This is a genomic window from Streptomyces indicus (assembly GCF_900100315.1).
In the GTDB taxonomy this organism is placed as follows: Bacteria; Actinomycetota; Actinomycetes; order Streptomycetales; family Streptomycetaceae; genus Streptomyces; species Streptomyces indicus.
In genome coordinates, this window is the sequence record NZ_FNFF01000012.1 from 122,693 (window position 1) to 138,744 (window position 16,052).

General features: G+C 69.6%; 17 protein-coding genes and 1 pseudogene. 7 read left to right on the plus strand and 11 right to left on the minus strand.

The features are described 5' to 3' along the window. Positions 1–103 precede the first annotated feature (103 nt). The gene (locus BLT97_RS26050) at positions 104–1,009 is read left to right on the plus strand and encodes a LysR family transcriptional regulator (protein WP_093614330.1); all 906 of its coding nucleotides are present in this window, start codon (positions 104–106) and stop codon (positions 1,007–1,009) included. A gap of 59 nt (positions 1,010–1,068) precedes the next feature. Then, positions 1,069–1,551, plus strand: a complete 483-nt coding sequence (locus BLT97_RS26055) for an NUDIX domain-containing protein (RefSeq protein WP_093614332.1) — start codon at positions 1,069–1,071, stop codon at positions 1,549–1,551. Between the two features lie 36 nt (positions 1,552–1,587). Here the strand turns inward: BLT97_RS26055 and BLT97_RS26060 are convergent, their stop codons facing one another. Beyond that, positions 1,588–3,027: a globin domain-containing protein gene (locus BLT97_RS26060; RefSeq protein ID WP_245769551.1), complete on the minus strand. Its 1,440-nt coding sequence runs from the start codon at positions 3,025–3,027 to the stop codon at positions 1,588–1,590. Positions 3,028–3,414: 387 nt separating this feature from the next. Then, positions 3,415–4,047, minus strand: a complete 633-nt coding sequence (locus BLT97_RS26065; RefSeq protein ID WP_093614336.1) for an HAD family hydrolase — start codon at positions 4,045–4,047, stop codon at positions 3,415–3,417. A gap of 77 nt (positions 4,048–4,124) precedes the next feature. Between BLT97_RS26065 and BLT97_RS26070 the strand changes: the two are divergent. Next, positions 4,125–4,631: pseudogene (locus tag BLT97_RS26070) on the plus strand (DUF2269 domain-containing protein); the annotation flags it as partial. A gap of 131 nt (positions 4,632–4,762) precedes the next feature. Further along, the gene (locus BLT97_RS26075; protein ID WP_093614340.1) at positions 4,763–5,644 is read left to right on the plus strand and encodes a GNAT family N-acetyltransferase; all 882 of its coding nucleotides are present in this window, start codon (positions 4,763–4,765) and stop codon (positions 5,642–5,644) included. Between the two features lie 22 nt (positions 5,645–5,666). Here the strand turns inward: BLT97_RS26075 and BLT97_RS26080 are convergent, their stop codons facing one another. The 3 genes from BLT97_RS26080 to BLT97_RS26090 form a co-directional block, all read right to left on the minus strand. Next, complete coding sequence (locus tag BLT97_RS26080; RefSeq protein WP_093614342.1) at positions 5,667–6,278, minus strand: hypothetical protein; 612 nt, start codon at positions 6,276–6,278, stop codon at positions 5,667–5,669. Between the two features lie 78 nt (positions 6,279–6,356). Then, the gene (locus BLT97_RS26085; RefSeq protein WP_093614344.1) at positions 6,357–6,779 is read right to left on the minus strand and encodes a GlcG/HbpS family heme-binding protein; all 423 of its coding nucleotides are present in this window, start codon (positions 6,777–6,779) and stop codon (positions 6,357–6,359) included. Between the two features lie 83 nt (positions 6,780–6,862). After that, a complete protein-coding gene (locus tag BLT97_RS26090; protein WP_093614346.1) occupies positions 6,863–8,077 on the minus strand; it encodes an MFS transporter in 1,215 nt (404 codons plus the stop codon). Between the two features lie 161 nt (positions 8,078–8,238). On the opposite strand from BLT97_RS26090, the gene BLT97_RS26095 reads away from it, so the two are divergent. Both BLT97_RS26095 and BLT97_RS26100 read left to right on the plus strand, forming a co-directional pair. Then, positions 8,239–8,697 (plus strand): MarR family winged helix-turn-helix transcriptional regulator, encoded by a 459-nt coding sequence (locus BLT97_RS26095; RefSeq protein ID WP_093614348.1) that lies wholly within the window; start codon positions 8,239–8,241, stop codon positions 8,695–8,697. Positions 8,698–8,727: 30 nt separating this feature from the next. Then, the gene (locus BLT97_RS26100) at positions 8,728–9,180 is read left to right on the plus strand and encodes a GNAT family N-acetyltransferase (RefSeq protein WP_093614350.1); all 453 of its coding nucleotides are present in this window, start codon (positions 8,728–8,730) and stop codon (positions 9,178–9,180) included. A gap of 71 nt (positions 9,181–9,251) precedes the next feature. On the opposite strand, the gene BLT97_RS26105 is transcribed toward BLT97_RS26100, so the two are convergent. Both BLT97_RS26105 and dnaB read right to left on the minus strand, forming a co-directional pair. Next, entirely contained in the window at positions 9,252–10,667 is a 1,416-nt protein-coding gene (locus BLT97_RS26105; RefSeq protein ID WP_093614352.1) for a serine hydrolase domain-containing protein, read from the minus strand. A gap of 93 nt (positions 10,668–10,760) precedes the next feature. After that, positions 10,761–12,236: a replicative DNA helicase gene (gene dnaB / locus BLT97_RS26110; RefSeq protein ID WP_093614354.1), complete on the minus strand. Its 1,476-nt coding sequence runs from the start codon at positions 12,234–12,236 to the stop codon at positions 10,761–10,763. Between the two features lie 480 nt (positions 12,237–12,716). On the opposite strand from dnaB, the gene BLT97_RS26115 reads away from it, so the two are divergent. Next, entirely contained in the window at positions 12,717–14,054 is a 1,338-nt protein-coding gene (locus BLT97_RS26115) for an MATE family efflux transporter (protein WP_093614356.1), read from the plus strand. Positions 14,055–14,246: 192 nt separating this feature from the next. On the opposite strand, the gene rplI is transcribed toward BLT97_RS26115, so the two are convergent. From rplI to rpsF, 4 genes are all read right to left on the minus strand, one after another. Beyond that, positions 14,247–14,693, minus strand: a complete 447-nt coding sequence (gene rplI, locus BLT97_RS26120) for a 50S ribosomal protein L9 (RefSeq protein ID WP_093614358.1) — start codon at positions 14,691–14,693, stop codon at positions 14,247–14,249. An 18-nt stretch (positions 14,694–14,711) separates the two neighbouring features. Further along, positions 14,712–14,948, minus strand: a complete 237-nt coding sequence (gene rpsR, locus BLT97_RS26125; RefSeq protein ID WP_006381652.1) for a 30S ribosomal protein S18 — start codon at positions 14,946–14,948, stop codon at positions 14,712–14,714. 57 nt (positions 14,949–15,005) lie between these two features. Then, entirely contained in the window at positions 15,006–15,599 is a 594-nt protein-coding gene (locus tag BLT97_RS26130) for a single-stranded DNA-binding protein (protein ID WP_093614360.1), read from the minus strand. Between the two features lie 73 nt (positions 15,600–15,672). Next, positions 15,673–15,963: a 30S ribosomal protein S6 gene (gene rpsF, locus BLT97_RS26135; RefSeq protein WP_004950685.1), complete on the minus strand. Its 291-nt coding sequence runs from the start codon at positions 15,961–15,963 to the stop codon at positions 15,673–15,675. Positions 15,964–16,052 lie beyond the last annotated feature (89 nt).

Here is a 16,052-nt window from a genome sequence, read left to right on the forward strand (position 1 = left end):
CAATCACGGTAGCGACAGCGACCTATCGACTTATTTATAGTTGGGCGGGTTCGGGCGCGAGCGTGGGGAAGGCGGGCGCCTGGGCGGAGAGGGAGGGGGACGGATGGATCTGGCCCTGCTGCGGACGTTCGTCACGGTGCACCGGGCCGGTTCGTTCACGCGCGCCGCGGCGCTCCTCGGGCTGTCGCAGCCGGCAGTCACCTCGCAGATCCGCACGCTGGAGCGCCAGTTGGGGCGCCCGCTCTTCCTGCGGCAGGCGCGGGGCGTGACGCCCACGACGATCGGCGACGAACTCGCGCACAAGGCCGCCCCACATCTGGACGCGTTGGTCGAGATAGCCGAGAGCGGCATCGCCGAGGAGTCCTCGGCGCGCACACTGCATCTGGCCGGGCCCCCCGAGTTCACCGCCGAGCGCGCGCTGCCCGCCCTCACCGAACTGACCGGCGCGGACGGCCAGGGCTTCACCCTGCGCGCCTCCTTCGGCACGGCGGAGGAGACCCTGGAAGGCCTGGCGGCCGGCCATCACGATCTCGCCATCTCGGCGGCCCGGCCCCGCGGCGGGCTGCTCACCGCGACCGCCCTCTGCGATGAGGAGCACGTCCTGGTCGCGTCCCCGTCCTGGCAGCGGAAGATCGGCGCCACGGCCGTACGGCGGCACGGCGCACTCGCCCTGGAAGGGCTGCCGGTCGTCGAGGTGCATGAGTCGCTGCCGCTGGTCTCCCGCTACTGGGCGTCCGTCTTCGACTCACGGCCGGCCGCCTCGGGCGCGGTGGTCGTCCCGGATCTCCGGGCGGTGCTCGCCTGCGCGACCGCGGGGGCGGGGTTCGCGGTGCTGCCGCGCTATCTGTGCGAGAGCGCCCTGGAGCGCCGCGATGTGGTGGCCCTCCTGGAGCCGCCGGTGCCCCCGCTGCGCACGTACTTCCTCGTGGTGCGCACCGGCACCCTCGCCATGCCGCATATCGCGCGGGCGCACGAGTGGCTGCTGAACGCCGGGGCCGACTGGTGCTGAGCTCCGGCTCAGGACTCCCGTTGTGTTTCACGTGAAACGTAACGGGCCACATTTCCACCATGACCGTCCGACCCGTGGTCAAGCGCACCGCACGAGCCGTCCTGCTCGACGGCGGCAACCTGATCCTGATCAAACGCACCAAGCCCGGTATCGATCCCTACTGGGTCACACCCGGCGGGGGAGTCGAGGCGGGGGACGCGACCGTCGTCGACGCCCTCCACCGGGAGGTGTACGAGGAGCTCGGCGCCAAGATCACCGATGTTGTGCCCTGCTTCGTGGACACCGTCGAGCACATCGGTGCCGACGGCGGCGCGACCGGTGTGAAGGTGCAGCACTTCTTCGTCTGCCGCCTGGAGTCCATGGACCCCTCGCTGCGGCACGGCCCGGAGATGGAGGAGGGCATCGGCGAGTACGAGATCGTCCGGATCCCCTTCACCCGCGTCGGGATCGCTTCGGTCCATCTCGTACCGCTGTCGCTGCGGCACTACCTGGACGGCAACATCGAGGGCGTACGGGCGATGCACGCGCCCGATCTGGGCTGAGCGCCACACGTTCGGCCTGAGTTTCGCTCCAGCAGCTCAGCGGGACGCCGAGGCGATCAGTTCCTCGAACTCGTCATGCCGTATCCGCTCCGACGGCACCCCCGCACCGAGCAGCGCGTCGATGCCCTTGCGGATCATGCCGGGCGGCCCGGACAGGTAGGCGTCGTACTCGTTCCACGGCCCGTACTCCCGTACCGCGTCCGGCAGTTGGATCTGCCGTGCCTGGCGGTGGCCGGGGGCGTCGATGACAGGGCGCACGTCGAGCCACGGGTGCGCCTGCTGGAGCCGCAGCATGGTGTCGATGTCGTACAGGTCGTAGTCGGTACGGGCCCCGTAGAAGACCTCGACGGGCCGCCGCTCACCGTGCTCCGCGACGTCCTCGATCAGCGCCTTGATGGGTGCGATACCGGTGCCGCCGCCGAGGCAGAGCAGCCCGTTGTCGGTGGAGTGGTCGACCGTCATCGTGCCGGCGGGCGGGCCGAGCCGCAGGGTGTCGCCCGGGCGGGCGCGATGCACCAGGGCGTTGGAGACCCAGCCGGCCGGGACGGCCTTCACGTGGAAGGAGAGCAGGCCGTCGGAGCGCGGCGCGGAGGCGAAGGAGTAGTGCCGCCAGATCCGCGGCCACCAGGGCGTCTCCAGAGCGGTGTACTGCCCGGCGAGGAAGGGGTACGGCTGGTCGGGGCGCACGGTGACCACCGCGATGTCGGGGGTGCGCTGGTCGTGCGAGACCACCTCCGCGAACCACCACGGCGGCGCTTTCCTCTCGTCCTCGGCCGCGGCGTCGATCATCACCTGGGAGATCGTCGTGTACGCGCGCACCCAGGCGGCCTCGGTCTCCGCGCTCCAGCTGTCGGTCGCGTAGTGGCTCAGGGCACCGAGCAGGGCCTCGCCGACGGCCGGGTAGTGGTCGGCCTGCGTGCCGTACTTGCGGTGGCCGCGGCCGAGGTGCTGCAGATACTCGACGAGCACCTGCTTGTTGTCGATGTGCTCGGCGGCGGTGAGCAGCGCCTTCAGGAGGCGGTCCCGCTGAGTGTCCATCGAGGCGGGGAACAGGCCGCGCAGGTGCGGATGGTTCACGAAGAGCAGCGCGTAGAAGTACGAGGTCACCTTGTCCGCGACGGGCGCGATCTCGGCCATGGTGCGCTGGATCAGCTGGGCGTCCGGCGACGGCGCAGCATGCGACGGAGGCGACGCGGGAGACGAGGGCGAAGCGCCACCGGACGCGGGCGGAGCGGGCGCCTCCTGGGCGGAGGGCTGCGGGCCGGGCGCAGAGCGTGCGCCGGGCGCCGGGCGCGCTTCAGGTGCCGGGCGTGCCTCGGGTGCCGGCCGCTGCTCGGGTATGTGCTCCTCGGACGGGAGCCCGCCGCCAGGGGCGGTCCGGCCGTCCTCCGAGCGGACCGGCTTGTGGGGAGTGAACCAACCGCCGCCCTCGCCGGAAATGCCGTTGTCGGCCGACTTGGTGGTCGGAGCGTCCATGTTGTGCCTCGCCTCGAACATCTTTCGGTCGGTCTGTGCACTTCCCTGTCGGAAGCTGCTCGATATTCCCCGCTCTGCATCACAAGTTGCTCGGCAGCAATGCGCCCCAATTCAGCCCCGTACCCACTGCCAATGCCGGCACGCCGGGGAGAAAGTGATAAGGGTCGCAGTCCGGCCAACGCAGCGTCGCACAGGCCGTGTTGACATCGGACAAATAGCGGGAAGTCCGGGTTACCGATCCCTCCATGACGTTAGGCTGCAGTGTCCTGCGTGCCGGAACCGCAACGGTCCGGGCACGAACCGGAGTCGACCATACCGGCCGCGCTCCCCCGCACAACCCCGTCCCCCCGCTCGCGGAATTCCGCTGCAACTGCCCGGTAATTTCCGTTACGGAGCGGCCCTCACGATTTCGCAGGCCTCCCGCAGATCCCGCCCCGTATAGGTGTGACTGGCCAGCTGAGAAACGTGATGATCCGCATTCACGGCCACCGAGACGGGCACCGCGGCGAACAGCTCCGCATCCGACAGGGAGTCGCCGTAAGCGATGCAATCGGTTCTGGTCAGCCCGAATGATTCACACAGGGAGTCCGCGATCTTCACTTTTCCTCCCGCATCGAGAATGCCCGCGGGATCGATCGGTGAGGCGAAGGGCACACTCGGGAAGACCGAACCGTGCGCGGTGTGCGCGCCCCAGCCGAGCAGCCGCTCCACGAAGAAGGAGGGCGACAGCGAGACCACCGCCACGTACTCGCCGCGCGCCCGGATAGCGGCCCACGCCTCCCTGATCCCGGCCATCCACGGCGCGCCCTCGAAGGCCGCCGTCACATCCGCCACAGTCAGCGCGGCCCAGAGCACACGCACCCGCTCCGCGTACTCCACCGGGCGCAGCCGGCCCGCCACAAACTCCCGCTCGATCTCGGCGATCTCGGCCACCAGGCCCAGCTGCCGCGAGATCTCCACGGGCGCCGCACTGCCGACCAGCAGCGTTCCGTCCAGGTCGAAGAGGTGAAGGCGTGACATGTACGCCGACGCTAGTACGCGGGGTTACTCCCGCCGTCAGACGACCCGGCAGGGGCCGCGCAGGCACCGTGTTTCACGTGAAACTAAGCCGCCCCGTACGCCGGGCCACCCTCGTCGTCCATGTCACCGCCGCCGCCGGCTGGCTCGGGCTCACGCTCGGGCTGCTCGCACTGGCCGCCGCGGCGATCACCACCGAATCGGCCGCCGTCACGGAGGCATCGGTCCGTTCGATGCAGCTCTTCGCGGACTGGCTGGTCCTCCCGCTGGCGCTGCTCACTCTGCTCAGCGGGCTGCTGCTCGCCCTCGGCACGCCCTGGGGGCTGGCCCGGCACCGCTGGGTCTTCGTGAAGTTCTGGCTGACCCTGGCCACCACGGCCGCCTCCACGTTCGCGCTGCGCCCCGGGGTGACACACAACGCCGAGGTCGTGGCCGCCGGCGGAGCGCTCCCCGACCCCACGGACCTGATCATGGGCCCGGTCGTCTCGCTCTCCGCGTATGTCTTCATGACCGTGATCTCCGTCCTCAAGCCCTGGGGACTGACGAAGCGCGGCCGCCGTCTCAAGGAGCAGACCGGCCGACGCCCCAAGCGAGAGACCGGCCGTCGTCTGCAGGAGCAGAGTGGCGGACGGAACAGGGAGCAGAGTGGCCGAAAGCACCGCACCACCTCACAGAAAGCACTGGACGCGAGCGTCGTCCGTCCGCCAGCCTGACCTGCGTGCCGACACCTTCCCTTGCTGACCTGCCCGTACGCCGTCTCACCCCGCGCGATCTGACGCTCTGCGCGGACCTCTCCGAGGACCGTGGCTGGCCCCGCGAAGAACACAAATGGGGCCTGCTGCTCTCCGCTGGACAGGGCTACGGCATCGACGATCCCGAGGGCGGTCTGGTGGCGGCCTGCACGGTCACCTCGTACGGCACGTCCTTCGGCGCTCAGGAGCAGCCCGAACTGGCCGCGATCGGCATGGTGTTGGTGGCCGAGCGGCACGCCCGCAAGGGAGTGGGCCGTCGTCTGATGCGGGAGGTGCTGGCGCTCCTGGAGGGCGCGCCGATCACGCTGCACGCGACGCCCAACGGGCGCCCCCTCTACGAGGAGCTCGGTTTCAAGACAATCGGCCGCGCCGAGATGGTGCGCGGCCGCTTCCGTGCCACGGGCCCCGCACTCACCGTCCCCACGCGCGCGGCCACGGCGGAGGACCTGCCGGCCCTGCTCCGCCTGGACGCCGAGGTCTTCGGCCCCGACCGCACCCACATGGTGACCCGACTGCCCGCGTTCGCCGACCAGTTGAGGGTCGCGGAGACCCCGGACGGCGAGATCATCGGCTACGCGGCGGCCTGGCCCAACATGGACACCCATGTCATCGGCCCGCTGATCGCCCGCGACACGGAGACGGCCAAGTCCCTGGTGGCCTCCCTGGCCGCCCACTCGGACCGCCCGCTGCGCACGGACATCGACGTACGCCACGAGGAACTGCTCACCTGGATCAAGTCCCAGGGCGTGGAGTCCATCGCGTTCAACGCGGTGATGACATACGGCATCCCGGATCTCCCGGGCGACTGGACCCGCCGCTTCGCACCGCTGACGGTGGCGGCGGGCTGAGCCACCCCGTCGGGCGTCCGGCTCAGTTGTCGAACCAGACGACGAGCCGGACGTTCCCCTCTCCGTGCAGCGAGGCCAAGGCCTCCATCACCTGCCAGAGGCGTCCCCAGTCCCCGCGCTCGCGCACCGCTTCGCGCCGGGTCATCCGTACAGCGCGGTAGAGGACGTCACCGCTCCCGCCGGTCCACTCGGTGCCCTCCCGCCAGACGCGCCCGCCGTAGCCGGGTTCGGGTTCCTCGGGCAGACCGGCGATCCGGGCGAACTCGCGGCTCCACGACGCCTTGCCCACAAAGCGCCAGTCACCATCGGGCCCTCGCCGGAACTCATGGATACGGGCGTCCGGACGCTCGGCGGGCTCATCCCAGTCGATGGCCAAGACCTCGTCCCAGCCGATCCAGCTGGGCGACTCACCGCCCCAGGAGTCGCACTCCTGCCGTACGGCCTCCGTGACATCCCCGGGCAGTCCGCGCCCGGCGGCGACGGGCCGGAACCCCGCGTAGTTGCGTACGCCGAAAAGGCAGCCGAACCCGTCATAGTCCCGGCCGCCCACGAGCACTTCGATGTCGATCGCCGCCGTCCACGTGTCGGACCAGTGCGGCTTGCACTCGATGAACCCGTTGATGTCCGTCCCCATGTCCCGGGATTCTCCGGGCACTTGGGAACGGACACCAATGGTTTACGTGGCCTGCGTCAGCCCAGCGTGGTCAGCGCCTCAGCCCAGCTTGGCCAGCGCCTGCGTGGCGAAGCCGTGGTCCTGCTCGGGGGCGCCGCCGCCGACGCCGATCGCGCCGATCAGCCGGCCGTCACGGCGGACCGGTATGCCGCCGGCGATGAAGAGCAGCGGCCGGTCGAGGGCGGTCGGCAGCGTGTGGAACGGCGCACCGGGCTGCACGGCCTCGACGAGGTCGGCCGTGGGCGCGTTCAGCTGCAGTGCGGTGTACGCCTTGCGCGTGCTGGTCTCACCGGCGATCAGGACCGCGCGGTCGTCCCGGCGGAAGGCCAGCAGGTGACCGCCGGCGTCCAGGACGGTGACGCTCACCGGCACGTCGGCAGCCGCAGCGGCCTCGTGCGCGGCGTCCACGAGAAGCTGCGCGTCGGCCGTGGCCAGCGGGGCGGGGGCGAGGGTGGTGCTCATGAGGGGTTTCTCCTTGCAGGGATTGCGAGTTGTGCGGGTGGTTCGAGGGGAAGTTCGTGTGGTTCAGGGGATACGGGGCCGAGTCAGCGCCGACCCGCAGCCACCTTGGCCGACGGCGCCGTGGCGCTGCTCGCGACGACCCGGCCCTGCGACACCGAGCGCCGCTCGAGGCCGGCCGAGACGAAGGCCAGGACCAGCGCGGAGGCGGCGAGCAGCGCACCGACCCAGTTGGGAGCGGTGTAGCCGAGGCCGGCCGCGATGACCACGCCGCCCAGCCAGGCGGCGAGCGCGTTGCCGAGGTTGAAGGCGCCGATGTTCACGGCGGAGGCGAGCGTCGGGGCGCCCGCGGCCTGGTCGAGCACGCGCTTCTGGAGCGGCGGCACGGTCGCGAAGCCGAGCGCACCGACCAGCGCGATGGTCACGGCGGCCGCGATCTTGTTGTGCGCGGTGACGGTGAACAGGCCGAGCACCACGGCGAGGGCGCCCAGGGAGACGTACAGCATCGGCATCAGCGCCCGGTCGGCGAACTTGCCGCCGACGAGGTTGCCGCCCACCATGCCCAGGCCGAACAGGACGAGCAGCCAGGTCACGGAGGAGTCGGCGTAGCCGGCGACGTCGGTCATCATCGGCGTGATGTAGGTGATCGCGGCGAAGACACCGCCGAAGCCGAGCACCGTCATCGCCATGGCGAGCAGCACCTGGACGTTGCGGAACGCGGCGAGCTCATGGCGCAGCCGTACGCCCTCGGGCTTGGGCAGATCCGGCACCAGCTTGGCCACGCCGAGCAGCCCGACCACACCGAGCGCGGCGACGATCCCGAAGGTCACCCGCCAGCCGAGGCTCTGCCCGACGAGTGTGCCGAGCGGGACACCCACCACATTGGCCACGGTCAGACCGGTGAACATCATCGCGATCGCTCCGGCCTTCTTCTCCGGTGCGACCAGTTCGGCCGCGACCACGGAGCCGATGCCGAAGAAGGCGCCGTGGGCGAGCGAGGCCACGATGCGGCCGACGAGCATCACGCCGAAGGCGGGGGCGAGCGCAGACAGCACGTTGCCCACGATGAACAGGCCCATCAGGAGCATCAGCATCCGCTTGCGCGAGATCTTGGTGCCCAGCGCGGTCATCAGCGGGGCGCCGAGGACGACACCGAGGGCGTAGCCGGTGACGAGGTAGCCGGCGAGCGGGATGGACACATCGAAATCGGCGGCGACCTCGGGGAGCAGCCCCATGATCACGAATTCGGTGGTCCCGATCCCGAAGGCCCCGATCGCCAGGGCCAGGAGTGCGAGAGGCATGGGGTTCACCTTCCAGGCAGGGTGCGCCGTACGATTGCTTCAGCGCCTTACGAGCGTCCACAATAGTTGCAGACGCTGGCTAATTGCAAACGCGGGCTATTGCGTCTGTGTTCTATCCTGGTGAACAGCACGTGCCGGCACGTGACCGAAGGGAGAGAGCCATGACCGCGACCGACCCCGCGATGACCGCACTCGCGCAGAGCTGGTGCGCGCTCTCGCTGCTCCACGGCCAGATCGAGTCCCGCATCGAGAAGGCCCTGCAGAGCGGGCACGATCTGAGCGCCCGCGAGTACTCCCTGCTCGACGTCCTGAGCCGCCAGCACAGCGGTCCCGGCGGACACCTTCAGATGAAGCAGGTCGCCGACGCGGTGGTGCTCAGCCAGAGCGCGACCACGCGCCTGGTGGCCCGGCTCGAGGACCGCGGCCTGCTCACCCGCTATATCTGCGACACCGACCGGCGGGGCATCTACACCGACGTCACCGAGGAGGGCCGGGCGCTCCTGACCGCCGCGCGCCCGACCAACGACGCCGCCCTGCGCGAGGCCCTCGACGAGGCGTCCCGCAACCCGGAGCTGGCCCCGCTGGTCCGCGCGGTCGAGGAACTCAAGGTCCCGGCGTAACCGTCCGGAGCGGCTGCGTAAGGTCGCCCCATGAGTGATCTCGAGATCCGTCCCGCGTCCGCGGAGGACATCCCGGCCATCGTCGCCATGCTTGCCGACGACCCCCTGGGCGCCCGACGCGAGTCCCCCGACGACCTCACCCCGTACCGCAGCGCGTTCGACCGCCTGGCTTCCGACCCGAACCAGCACCTGATGGTCGCGGTCCGCGGGGAGCAGGTGGTCGGCACCCTGCAGCTGACAGTGATCCCGGGCCTCTCGCGCCGTGGCGCCACCCGTTCGGTCATCGAAGGCGTACGGATCCACTCCGACGAGCGTGGCAGCGGGCTCGGCACGCGGCTCATCGAGTGGGCGGTGGACGAATCCCGCCGTCAGGGCTGCCAGTTGGTGCAGCTGACCTCCGACGCCACTCGCACCGACGCCCACCGTTTCTACGAGCGGCTCGGTTTCGAGCCCTCCCATGTGGGCTTCAAGCTCCCGCTCTGAACCACCGCCTGAGCGAAAAGCCGGTGGGGTCGTGTTTCACGTGAAACACGACCCCACCGGAGCGAACGGCCTTACTCGCCCAGCTGCTTCAGACCGCGCCAGCCCTCCGGGTGCACCCCGCCCGGAACCGGCGCCGACACGTCGTACGGCTCCCGCGTGAAGACGAATGACCCGAGATCGAGATGGCTCACCGTGCCGTCCGGCCGCCGCACCGCCCGAAGCGTCTCGCCCGCGTAGTACCCGCCGAGTCCGGTCCACGTCCCGTCGTCCTCGGCCCGGAACCGCGCCGAACGCCCCTTGCCCTGCAGCGGCGCCAGCTCGATCCCGTCGGCGAGCACCCGCAGCCCGAAACCGGCCGTGCCCCAGTACCAGGGGCCGGCCAACTCCAGTACCTGCGCGTCGACTTCATCCATCGGTCGCCAGGGCTCCGGAAAGCGCGGCTCCGCGTCCGCGACGATGCCGACCAGCTCCGCAGCAAGACCGCCGATCTGCGGTCCGGAGGTGCAGTTGGCGAGGGCGATGGCGGCGAGCCCTTCGTCCACGCTGAACACCATGCAGGCAAGGAACCCGGGCAGCGACCCGGAATGCCCGGCGAGCGTCCGTCCGCCCCGCCGGAACAGCTGCACCCCGAGCCCGTAACCGCCTTCCCAGTCCCCGTCCTCCGCCGGAGCGGCCGGGGCACGCATCTCCCGTACGGTGGCGGCGCTCAGCACGCGGTCGTCGCCCTGCGCGAGGAACACGGCAAACCGCGCCAGGTCCCTTGTCGTGGACCACAGTTGACCGGCCGGTGCCATCAGCCCCAGGTCCTCGACCTGCTCCGGCATCATCACGTCGGCCCAGGGATGCACCGCCCAGCCACCGGCGGCCGGCGGCTGCGGCTGGGCCGACGTACGGGTGAGGCCGAGCGGCTCGAGCACCTCGCGGCGCAGCACGTCCTCCCAGGGGGCGCCGCGCAGCTTCTCGACAAGCGCGCCGAGCACCGTATAGCCGGGGTTGGAGTAGTGGTGCCGACGCCCCACAGGGTGCAGGAAAGGCTCCTCGCCGAGCACATGCGCAAGCGTCGGCCGCTCGCTCCCCGGCGTCCGCTCCCACCAGGCACCCGGCGTCTCAGCCGCCAACCCGCCGGTGTGGGCGAGCAGTTGGCCCACGGTCACCTCGCCGAGCCCCGTCCCCGGCAGATGCTTCTCGACCGGGTCCCCCAGGCCGAGCAGCCCTTCGTCCCGCAGCCGCATCACGAGCACAGCGGTGAACGTCTTGGTGATCGACCCGACCCGGTACTGCACGTCACCGTCGGGCCCGTGCCCGTCCACCGATGTGGCCGCCCCTTCCCACACGATCTCGCCGTCCCGCACGACAGCGGCCACCACGGACGGCGCCCGCCCCTGCGCCTGGGCGAGGGCCACACGATGGTCCAGCGCCCGGCTGGTCGAGGGGAGAAGGGCCTGCCAGGAGGCCCGGGGGTCTGCACTGATTCCGGGAGAGGTCATACGGGCCAGTCCATCGCGAGAACCGATGCGCGGTCGAGCCCATTTCACCGAACGCTGAGCGGGCGGCGTTTCCGCTCGCTCAGCGGTCGTGAATCAGGTCTGCGCCATGTCCACGAACCGCGAGTAGTGGCCCTGGAAGGCCACCGTGATCGTCGCGGTCGGACCGTTACGGTGCTTGCCCACGATGATGTCCGCCTCACCCGCGCGCGGGGACTCCTTCTCGTAGGCGTCCTCGCGGTGCAGCAGGATGACCATGTCCGCGTCCTGCTCGATCGAGCCGGATTCACGCAGGTCGGAGACCATCGGCTTCTTGTCCGTACGCTGCTCCGGGCCACGGTTCAGCTGCGAGAGCGCGATCACCGGGACCTCGAGCTCCTTGGCGAGCAGCTTCAAGTTACGGGACATGTCGGAGACTTCCTGCTGCCGGGACTCGGCGCGCTTCGAGCCGCCGGACTGCATCAGCTGCAGATAGTCGATGATCACGAGCCGGATGTCGTTGCGCTGCTTGAGGCGGCGGCACTTGGCGCGGATCTCCATCATCGACAGGTTCGGCGAGTCGTCGATGTAGAGCGGGGCCGCGGAGACCTCGGGCATACGGCGCGCGAGACGCGTCCAGTCCTCGTCGGTCATCGTGCCGGAACGCATGTGGTGCAGCGCGACGCGCGCCTCCGCGGAGAGGAGACGCATCGCGATCTCGTTGCGCCCCATTTCGAGGGAGAAGATGACGCTCGGCAGGTTGTTCTTGATCGAGGCCGCGCGCGCGAAGTCCAGCGCCAGCGTGGACTTACCCATGGCGGGACGGGCCGCGATGACGATCATCTGGCCCGGGTGCAGGCCGTTGGTGAGCGAGTCGAAGTCGGAGAAGCCGGTGGGCACACCGGTCATCTCGCCGCTGCGGGAGCCGATCGCCTCGATCTCGTCGAGCGCGCCCTCCATGATGTCGCCGAGCGGCAGATAGTCCTCACTGGTGCGCTGCTCGGTGACGGCGTAGATCTCGGCCTGTGCGCTGTTGACGATCTCGTCGACGTCGCCGTCGGCCGCGTATCCCATCTGCGTGATCTTGGTGCCGGCCTCGACCAGGCGGCGCAGGACCGCCCGCTCGTGGACGATCTCCGCGTAGTACTCGGCATTGGCCGCGGTGGGCACGGTCTGCACGAGCGTGTGCAGATACGGCGCTCCGCCGACCTTCGTGATCTCGCCACGCTTGACCAGCTCGGCCGCGACCGTGATCGGGTCGGCCGGCTCGCCCTTGGCGTAGAGGTCGAGGATCGCCTGGAAGATCGTCTCGTGCGCGGGCCGGTAGAAGTCGTGGCCCTTGATGACCTCGACGACATCGGCGATCGCGTCCTTGGACAGGAGCATGCCGCCCAGCACCGACTGCTCGGCATCGAGGTCCTGCGGCGGCACACGCTCGAAGGCCGAACCGCCGTCCCAGGAACTGCCGTCACGCCCCCGCTCATGCTGCTCGTCGCGACCACGGCCGCCGTTGGCGCGCTGGCGGGAGGCGGGCAGACGATCACCCGGACCGCTGTCGGCCCACGGGTCGTCCAAGGGCTCGGAGATACTCACCGGGCCACCTCCTCCCGTCCGCCGAGCGGACCTCGCCATGCCTCATTCCTACGGCACGACACTGACAAATAAGAGGCCCGACTCCGCTTCTGACGCGGCGAATCCACAGGGTTTCCAGAAGAGGAATCCACGAGGTTCGGAGCAGGAGAACAGACGCGGGCGCCGGACCACGTTAGGGCCCTCGGCACCGTCAGCCAATCTGGTTATCCACAGGCTCTGTGGATAGCGGGCCTGATGCTGTGGAGAACCCCGCCAATCCTGTGCACGGCCCGGTGGACAGTGCTGTGAACAAGCCCTCAGGCTTCTCCACAAACACCCTCTGAGCTGCAGTTTCCTTGTCCACCCGCTGTGCACGAGAAAAACTTCCCCAGTCGGACCAAGATCGCGACAAACGGTGCGCCCAGATCCGCCCTCAGGAGACCTGAGTAATAGTCACTAGGCGCTTGCATCCATTACCTGTGGAAGATTAGATTGGTGCCCATGACACAGGCTCCCCCGACCCCCAAGGCCGTCCGCCGGGCACATGACCGCGAGATCATCGCGCTCGCCGTCCCGGCCTTCGGCGCACTCGTCGCCGAGCCGCTCTTCGTGATGGTGGACAGCGCCATCGTGGGGCATCTGGGGACCGCCCAACTCGCCGGCCTGGCAGTCGCCTCCAGCCTGCTGCTCACCGCCGTCAGCATCTTCGTCTTCCTCGCGTACGCCACCACGGCGGCCGTCGCCCGCCGGGTCGGTGCCGGCGACCTCCAGTCCGCGATCCGTCAGGGCATGGACGGCATCTGGCTGGCGATACTCCTCGGCGCGGTCACCCTCGCCGCCGTGATTCCCACCGCCCCCGCGATCGTCGACCTCCTCGGCGCATCCGACACGGCGGCTCCGTACGCGATCACATATCTGCGGATCTCGGCCCTCGGCATCCCCGCGATGCTCATCGTCCTCGCAGCGACCGGCGTCCTGCGCGGCCTCCAGGACACGAAGACCCCGCTGTACGTGGCCATCGGAGGCTTCGCGGCCAATGCCGCGCTCAACGCGGGCCTGGTCTACGGCGCCGGCCTCGGCATCGCGGGCTCCGCCTGGGGCACCGTCCTCGCCCAGTGGGCGATGGCTGTCGCGTATCTCGTCGTCGTGGTCCGCGGTGCGCGCAGGCACCACGCCTCGCTGCGGCCCGATGCCGCCGGGATCCGCGCCTGCGCCCAGGCCGGTGCGCCGCTCCTGGTCCGCACGCTCTCGCTGCGCGCGATCCTGATGATCGCCACCGCCGTGGCCGCTCGGCTCGGCGACGCGGACATCGCCGCGCACCAGATCATCATCTCCCTGTGGAACCTGCTGGCCTTCGCCCTGGACGCCATCGCCATCGCAGGCCAGGCCATCATCGGACGCTACCTGGGAGCAGGCGACGAGCAGGGGGCCCGCGGCGCCTGCCGTCGGATGGTGCAGTGGGGCATCGCGTCCGGGGTGGTGCTCGGAGTCCTCGTCGTGGCCACCAGTCCGCTGTTCCTGCCGCTGTTCACCAGTGACTCCGCCGTCCAGGACGTGGCGCTGCCCGCCCTGATCGTGGTGGCCGTGTCCGTACCGGTCTCCGGGGTCGTGTTCGTCCTGGACGGAGTCCTGATGGGCGCCGGCGACGGTCCGTATCTCGCCTGGGCCATGCTCCTCACGCTGGCGGTCTTCGCCCCGGTCGCGCTGCTCGTCCCGACACTCGGCGGCGGCCTCACAGCACTGTGGCTGGCGATGACGCTCATGATGACGGTCCGCCTGCTGACCCTGTGGCTCCGTACCCGCTCGGGCAGGTGGATCGTCACAGGGGCCACCCGCTGAGTGCCTCCGAGGGCGGCAGCTCACCGAGCCGGGTGTCGGGCGCCGGGCCACGTTTCACGTGAAACAGCGCCGAGCCGAGGCGGGTTCGGCCGCACACCCATGGTGAGCCCAACCCTCCCCACAGAGACAGCAGAAGGGGCCGCACCCTGACGGATGCGGCCCCTTCGATGCGCAATAAGCCAGCGCAGACGCTTACGCGGCGACGACCTCGACGGTCACCTTGGCGGCAACCTCGGGGTGCAGACGCACGGACGTCTCGTGAGCGCCGAGCGTCTTGATCGGCGCGCCCAGCTCGATGCGGCGCTTGTCGACCTCGGGGCCACCGGAAGCCTTGATCGCCGAAGCGACGTCGGCCGGGGTGACGGAGCCGAAGAGACGACCGGCGTCGCCGGAGCGGACGGCAAGGCGAACCTTGACGGCCTCGAGCTGGCCCTTGACCTGGTTGGCCTGCTCGATGGTCTGGATCTCGTGGATCTTGCGAGCACGACGGATCTGCTCGACGTCCTTCTCGCCACCCTTGGTCCAGCGGATAGCGAACTTCCGCGGGATCAGGTAGTTGCGAGCGTAGCCGTCCTTGACGTCGACGACGTCGCCGGCAGCGCCGAGGCCGGAGACCTCGTGGGTGAGGATGATCTTCATTGTTCGGTCACCCTTCCCTTATCGCGCGGTGGACGTGTAGGGCAGCAGCGCCATCTCACGGCTGTTCTTGACGGCCGTGGCGACGTCACGCTGGTGCTGCGTGCAGTTGCCGGTCACGCGGCGGGCACGGATCTTGCCGCGGTCGGAAATGAACTTCCGCAGCATGTTCGTGTCCTTGTAGTCCACGTACTGGACCTTGTCCTTGCAGAAAGCGCAGACCTTCTTCTTAGGCTTGCGCACAGGCGGCTTCGCCATGGTGTTTCTCCTGTGTGATCAAGAAGTTTGGGTAAGCCCAACCCTCGGCCGCGAGGCCTAGAAGGGGGGCTCGTCCGAGTAGCCGCCACCGGAGCCGCCGGAGCTTCCGCCCCAGCCGCCACCGCCGCCGCCCTGCTGGCCGCCACCGGCCGGCGCACCGGTCGCCCAGGGGTCGTCGGAGGGAGCTCCGCCGCCCTGCTGACCGCCACCAGGGCCACCGCCCCAGTTGCCGCCGCCCTGCTGACCGCCACCGCCGCCGAAGCCGCCACCGCCCTGACGGGCGCCGCCGCTGGTCTTGGTGACCTTGGCGGTGGCATTGCGCAGGCTGGCGCCGACCTCGTCGACGTCCAGCTCGTAGACCGTGCGCTTGACGCCCTCACGGTCCTCGTAGGACCGCTGCTTCAGCCGGCCCTGCACGATGACGCGCATGCCTCGCTGGAGCGACTCCGCGACGTTCTCCGCCGCCTGACGCCAGACCGAGCAGGTCAGGAACAGGCTCTCGCCGTCCTTCCACTCGTTCGTCTGACGGTCGAAGGTGCGGGGAGTGGACGCGACACGGAACTTCGCGACCGCCGCACCGGAGGGGGTGAAGCGCAGCTCGGGGTCATCGACGAGATTGCCGATGACCGTGATGACGGTCTCGCCTGCCATGGGGGATACCTCTCGGCGGGTTGCTGCTGGCTGCTTGCTGCTACTCAGATCCCGATACCGCTGAACGCGAGGTTCAGTGGGTCTCGGGGCGGAGGACCTTGGTCCGGAGGACCGACTCGTTCAGGTTCATCTGGCGGTCGAGCTCCTTGACGACCGCAGGCTCGGCCTGCAGGTCGATGACCGAGTAGATGCCCTCGGGCTTCTTCTTGATCTCGTACGCGAGACGACGACGGCCCCAGGTGTCGACCTTCTCGACCTTTCCGTTGCCCTCACGGACGACGGAGAGGAAGTTCTCGATCAGCGGCGAGACAGCACGCTCTTCGAGATCGGGGTCGAGGATGACCATCACCTCGTAGTGACGCATGTGTAACCCACCTCCTTTGGACTCAGCGGCCACGGTCGTTCCGTGGCAGGAGGGTTGTGATGCGTACGCAACGGTATCGGTCGCCACTG

What these genes read in the sequence shown, in the direction of transcription:
- BLT97_RS26090 (WP_093614346.1), bottom strand. Translation starts at nt 8,077, where the DNA reads ATGCCTCTCGCACTCCTGGCCCTGGCGATCGGGGCCTTCGGGATCGGG.
- rplI (WP_093614358.1), bottom strand. Translation starts at nt 14,693, where the DNA reads ATGAAGATCATCCTCACCCACGAGGTCTCCGGCCTCGGCGCTGCCGGC.
- BLT97_RS26095 (WP_093614348.1), top strand. Translation starts at nt 8,239, where the DNA reads ATGACCGCGACCGACCCCGCGATGACCGCACTCGCGCAGAGCTGGTGC.
- BLT97_RS26050 (WP_093614330.1), top strand. Translation starts at nt 104, where the DNA reads ATGGATCTGGCCCTGCTGCGGACGTTCGTCACGGTGCACCGGGCCGGT.
- rpsR (WP_006381652.1), bottom strand. Translation starts at nt 14,948, where the DNA reads ATGGCGAAGCCGCCTGTGCGCAAGCCTAAGAAGAAGGTCTGCGCTTTC.
- rpsF (WP_004950685.1), bottom strand. Translation starts at nt 15,963, where the DNA reads ATGCGTCACTACGAGGTGATGGTCATCCTCGACCCCGATCTCGAAGAG.
- BLT97_RS26060 (WP_245769551.1), bottom strand. Translation starts at nt 3,027, where the DNA reads ATGGACGCTCCGACCACCAAGTCGGCCGACAACGGCATTTCCGGCGAG.
- BLT97_RS26065 (WP_093614336.1), bottom strand. Translation starts at nt 4,047, where the DNA reads ATGTCACGCCTTCACCTCTTCGACCTGGACGGAACGCTGCTGGTCGGC.
- BLT97_RS26105 (WP_093614352.1), bottom strand. Translation starts at nt 10,667, where the DNA reads ATGACCTCTCCCGGAATCAGTGCAGACCCCCGGGCCTCCTGGCAGGCC.
- BLT97_RS26100 (WP_093614350.1), top strand. Translation starts at nt 8,728, where the DNA reads ATGAGTGATCTCGAGATCCGTCCCGCGTCCGCGGAGGACATCCCGGCC.
- BLT97_RS26055 (WP_093614332.1), top strand. Translation starts at nt 1,069, where the DNA reads ATGACCGTCCGACCCGTGGTCAAGCGCACCGCACGAGCCGTCCTGCTC.
- BLT97_RS26130 (WP_093614360.1), bottom strand. Translation starts at nt 15,599, where the DNA reads ATGGCAGGCGAGACCGTCATCACGGTCATCGGCAATCTCGTCGATGAC.
- BLT97_RS26115 (WP_093614356.1), top strand. Translation starts at nt 12,717, where the DNA reads ATGACACAGGCTCCCCCGACCCCCAAGGCCGTCCGCCGGGCACATGAC.
- BLT97_RS26085 (WP_093614344.1), bottom strand. Translation starts at nt 6,779, where the DNA reads ATGAGCACCACCCTCGCCCCCGCCCCGCTGGCCACGGCCGACGCGCAG.
- BLT97_RS26080 (WP_093614342.1), bottom strand. Translation starts at nt 6,278, where the DNA reads ATGGGGACGGACATCAACGGGTTCATCGAGTGCAAGCCGCACTGGTCC.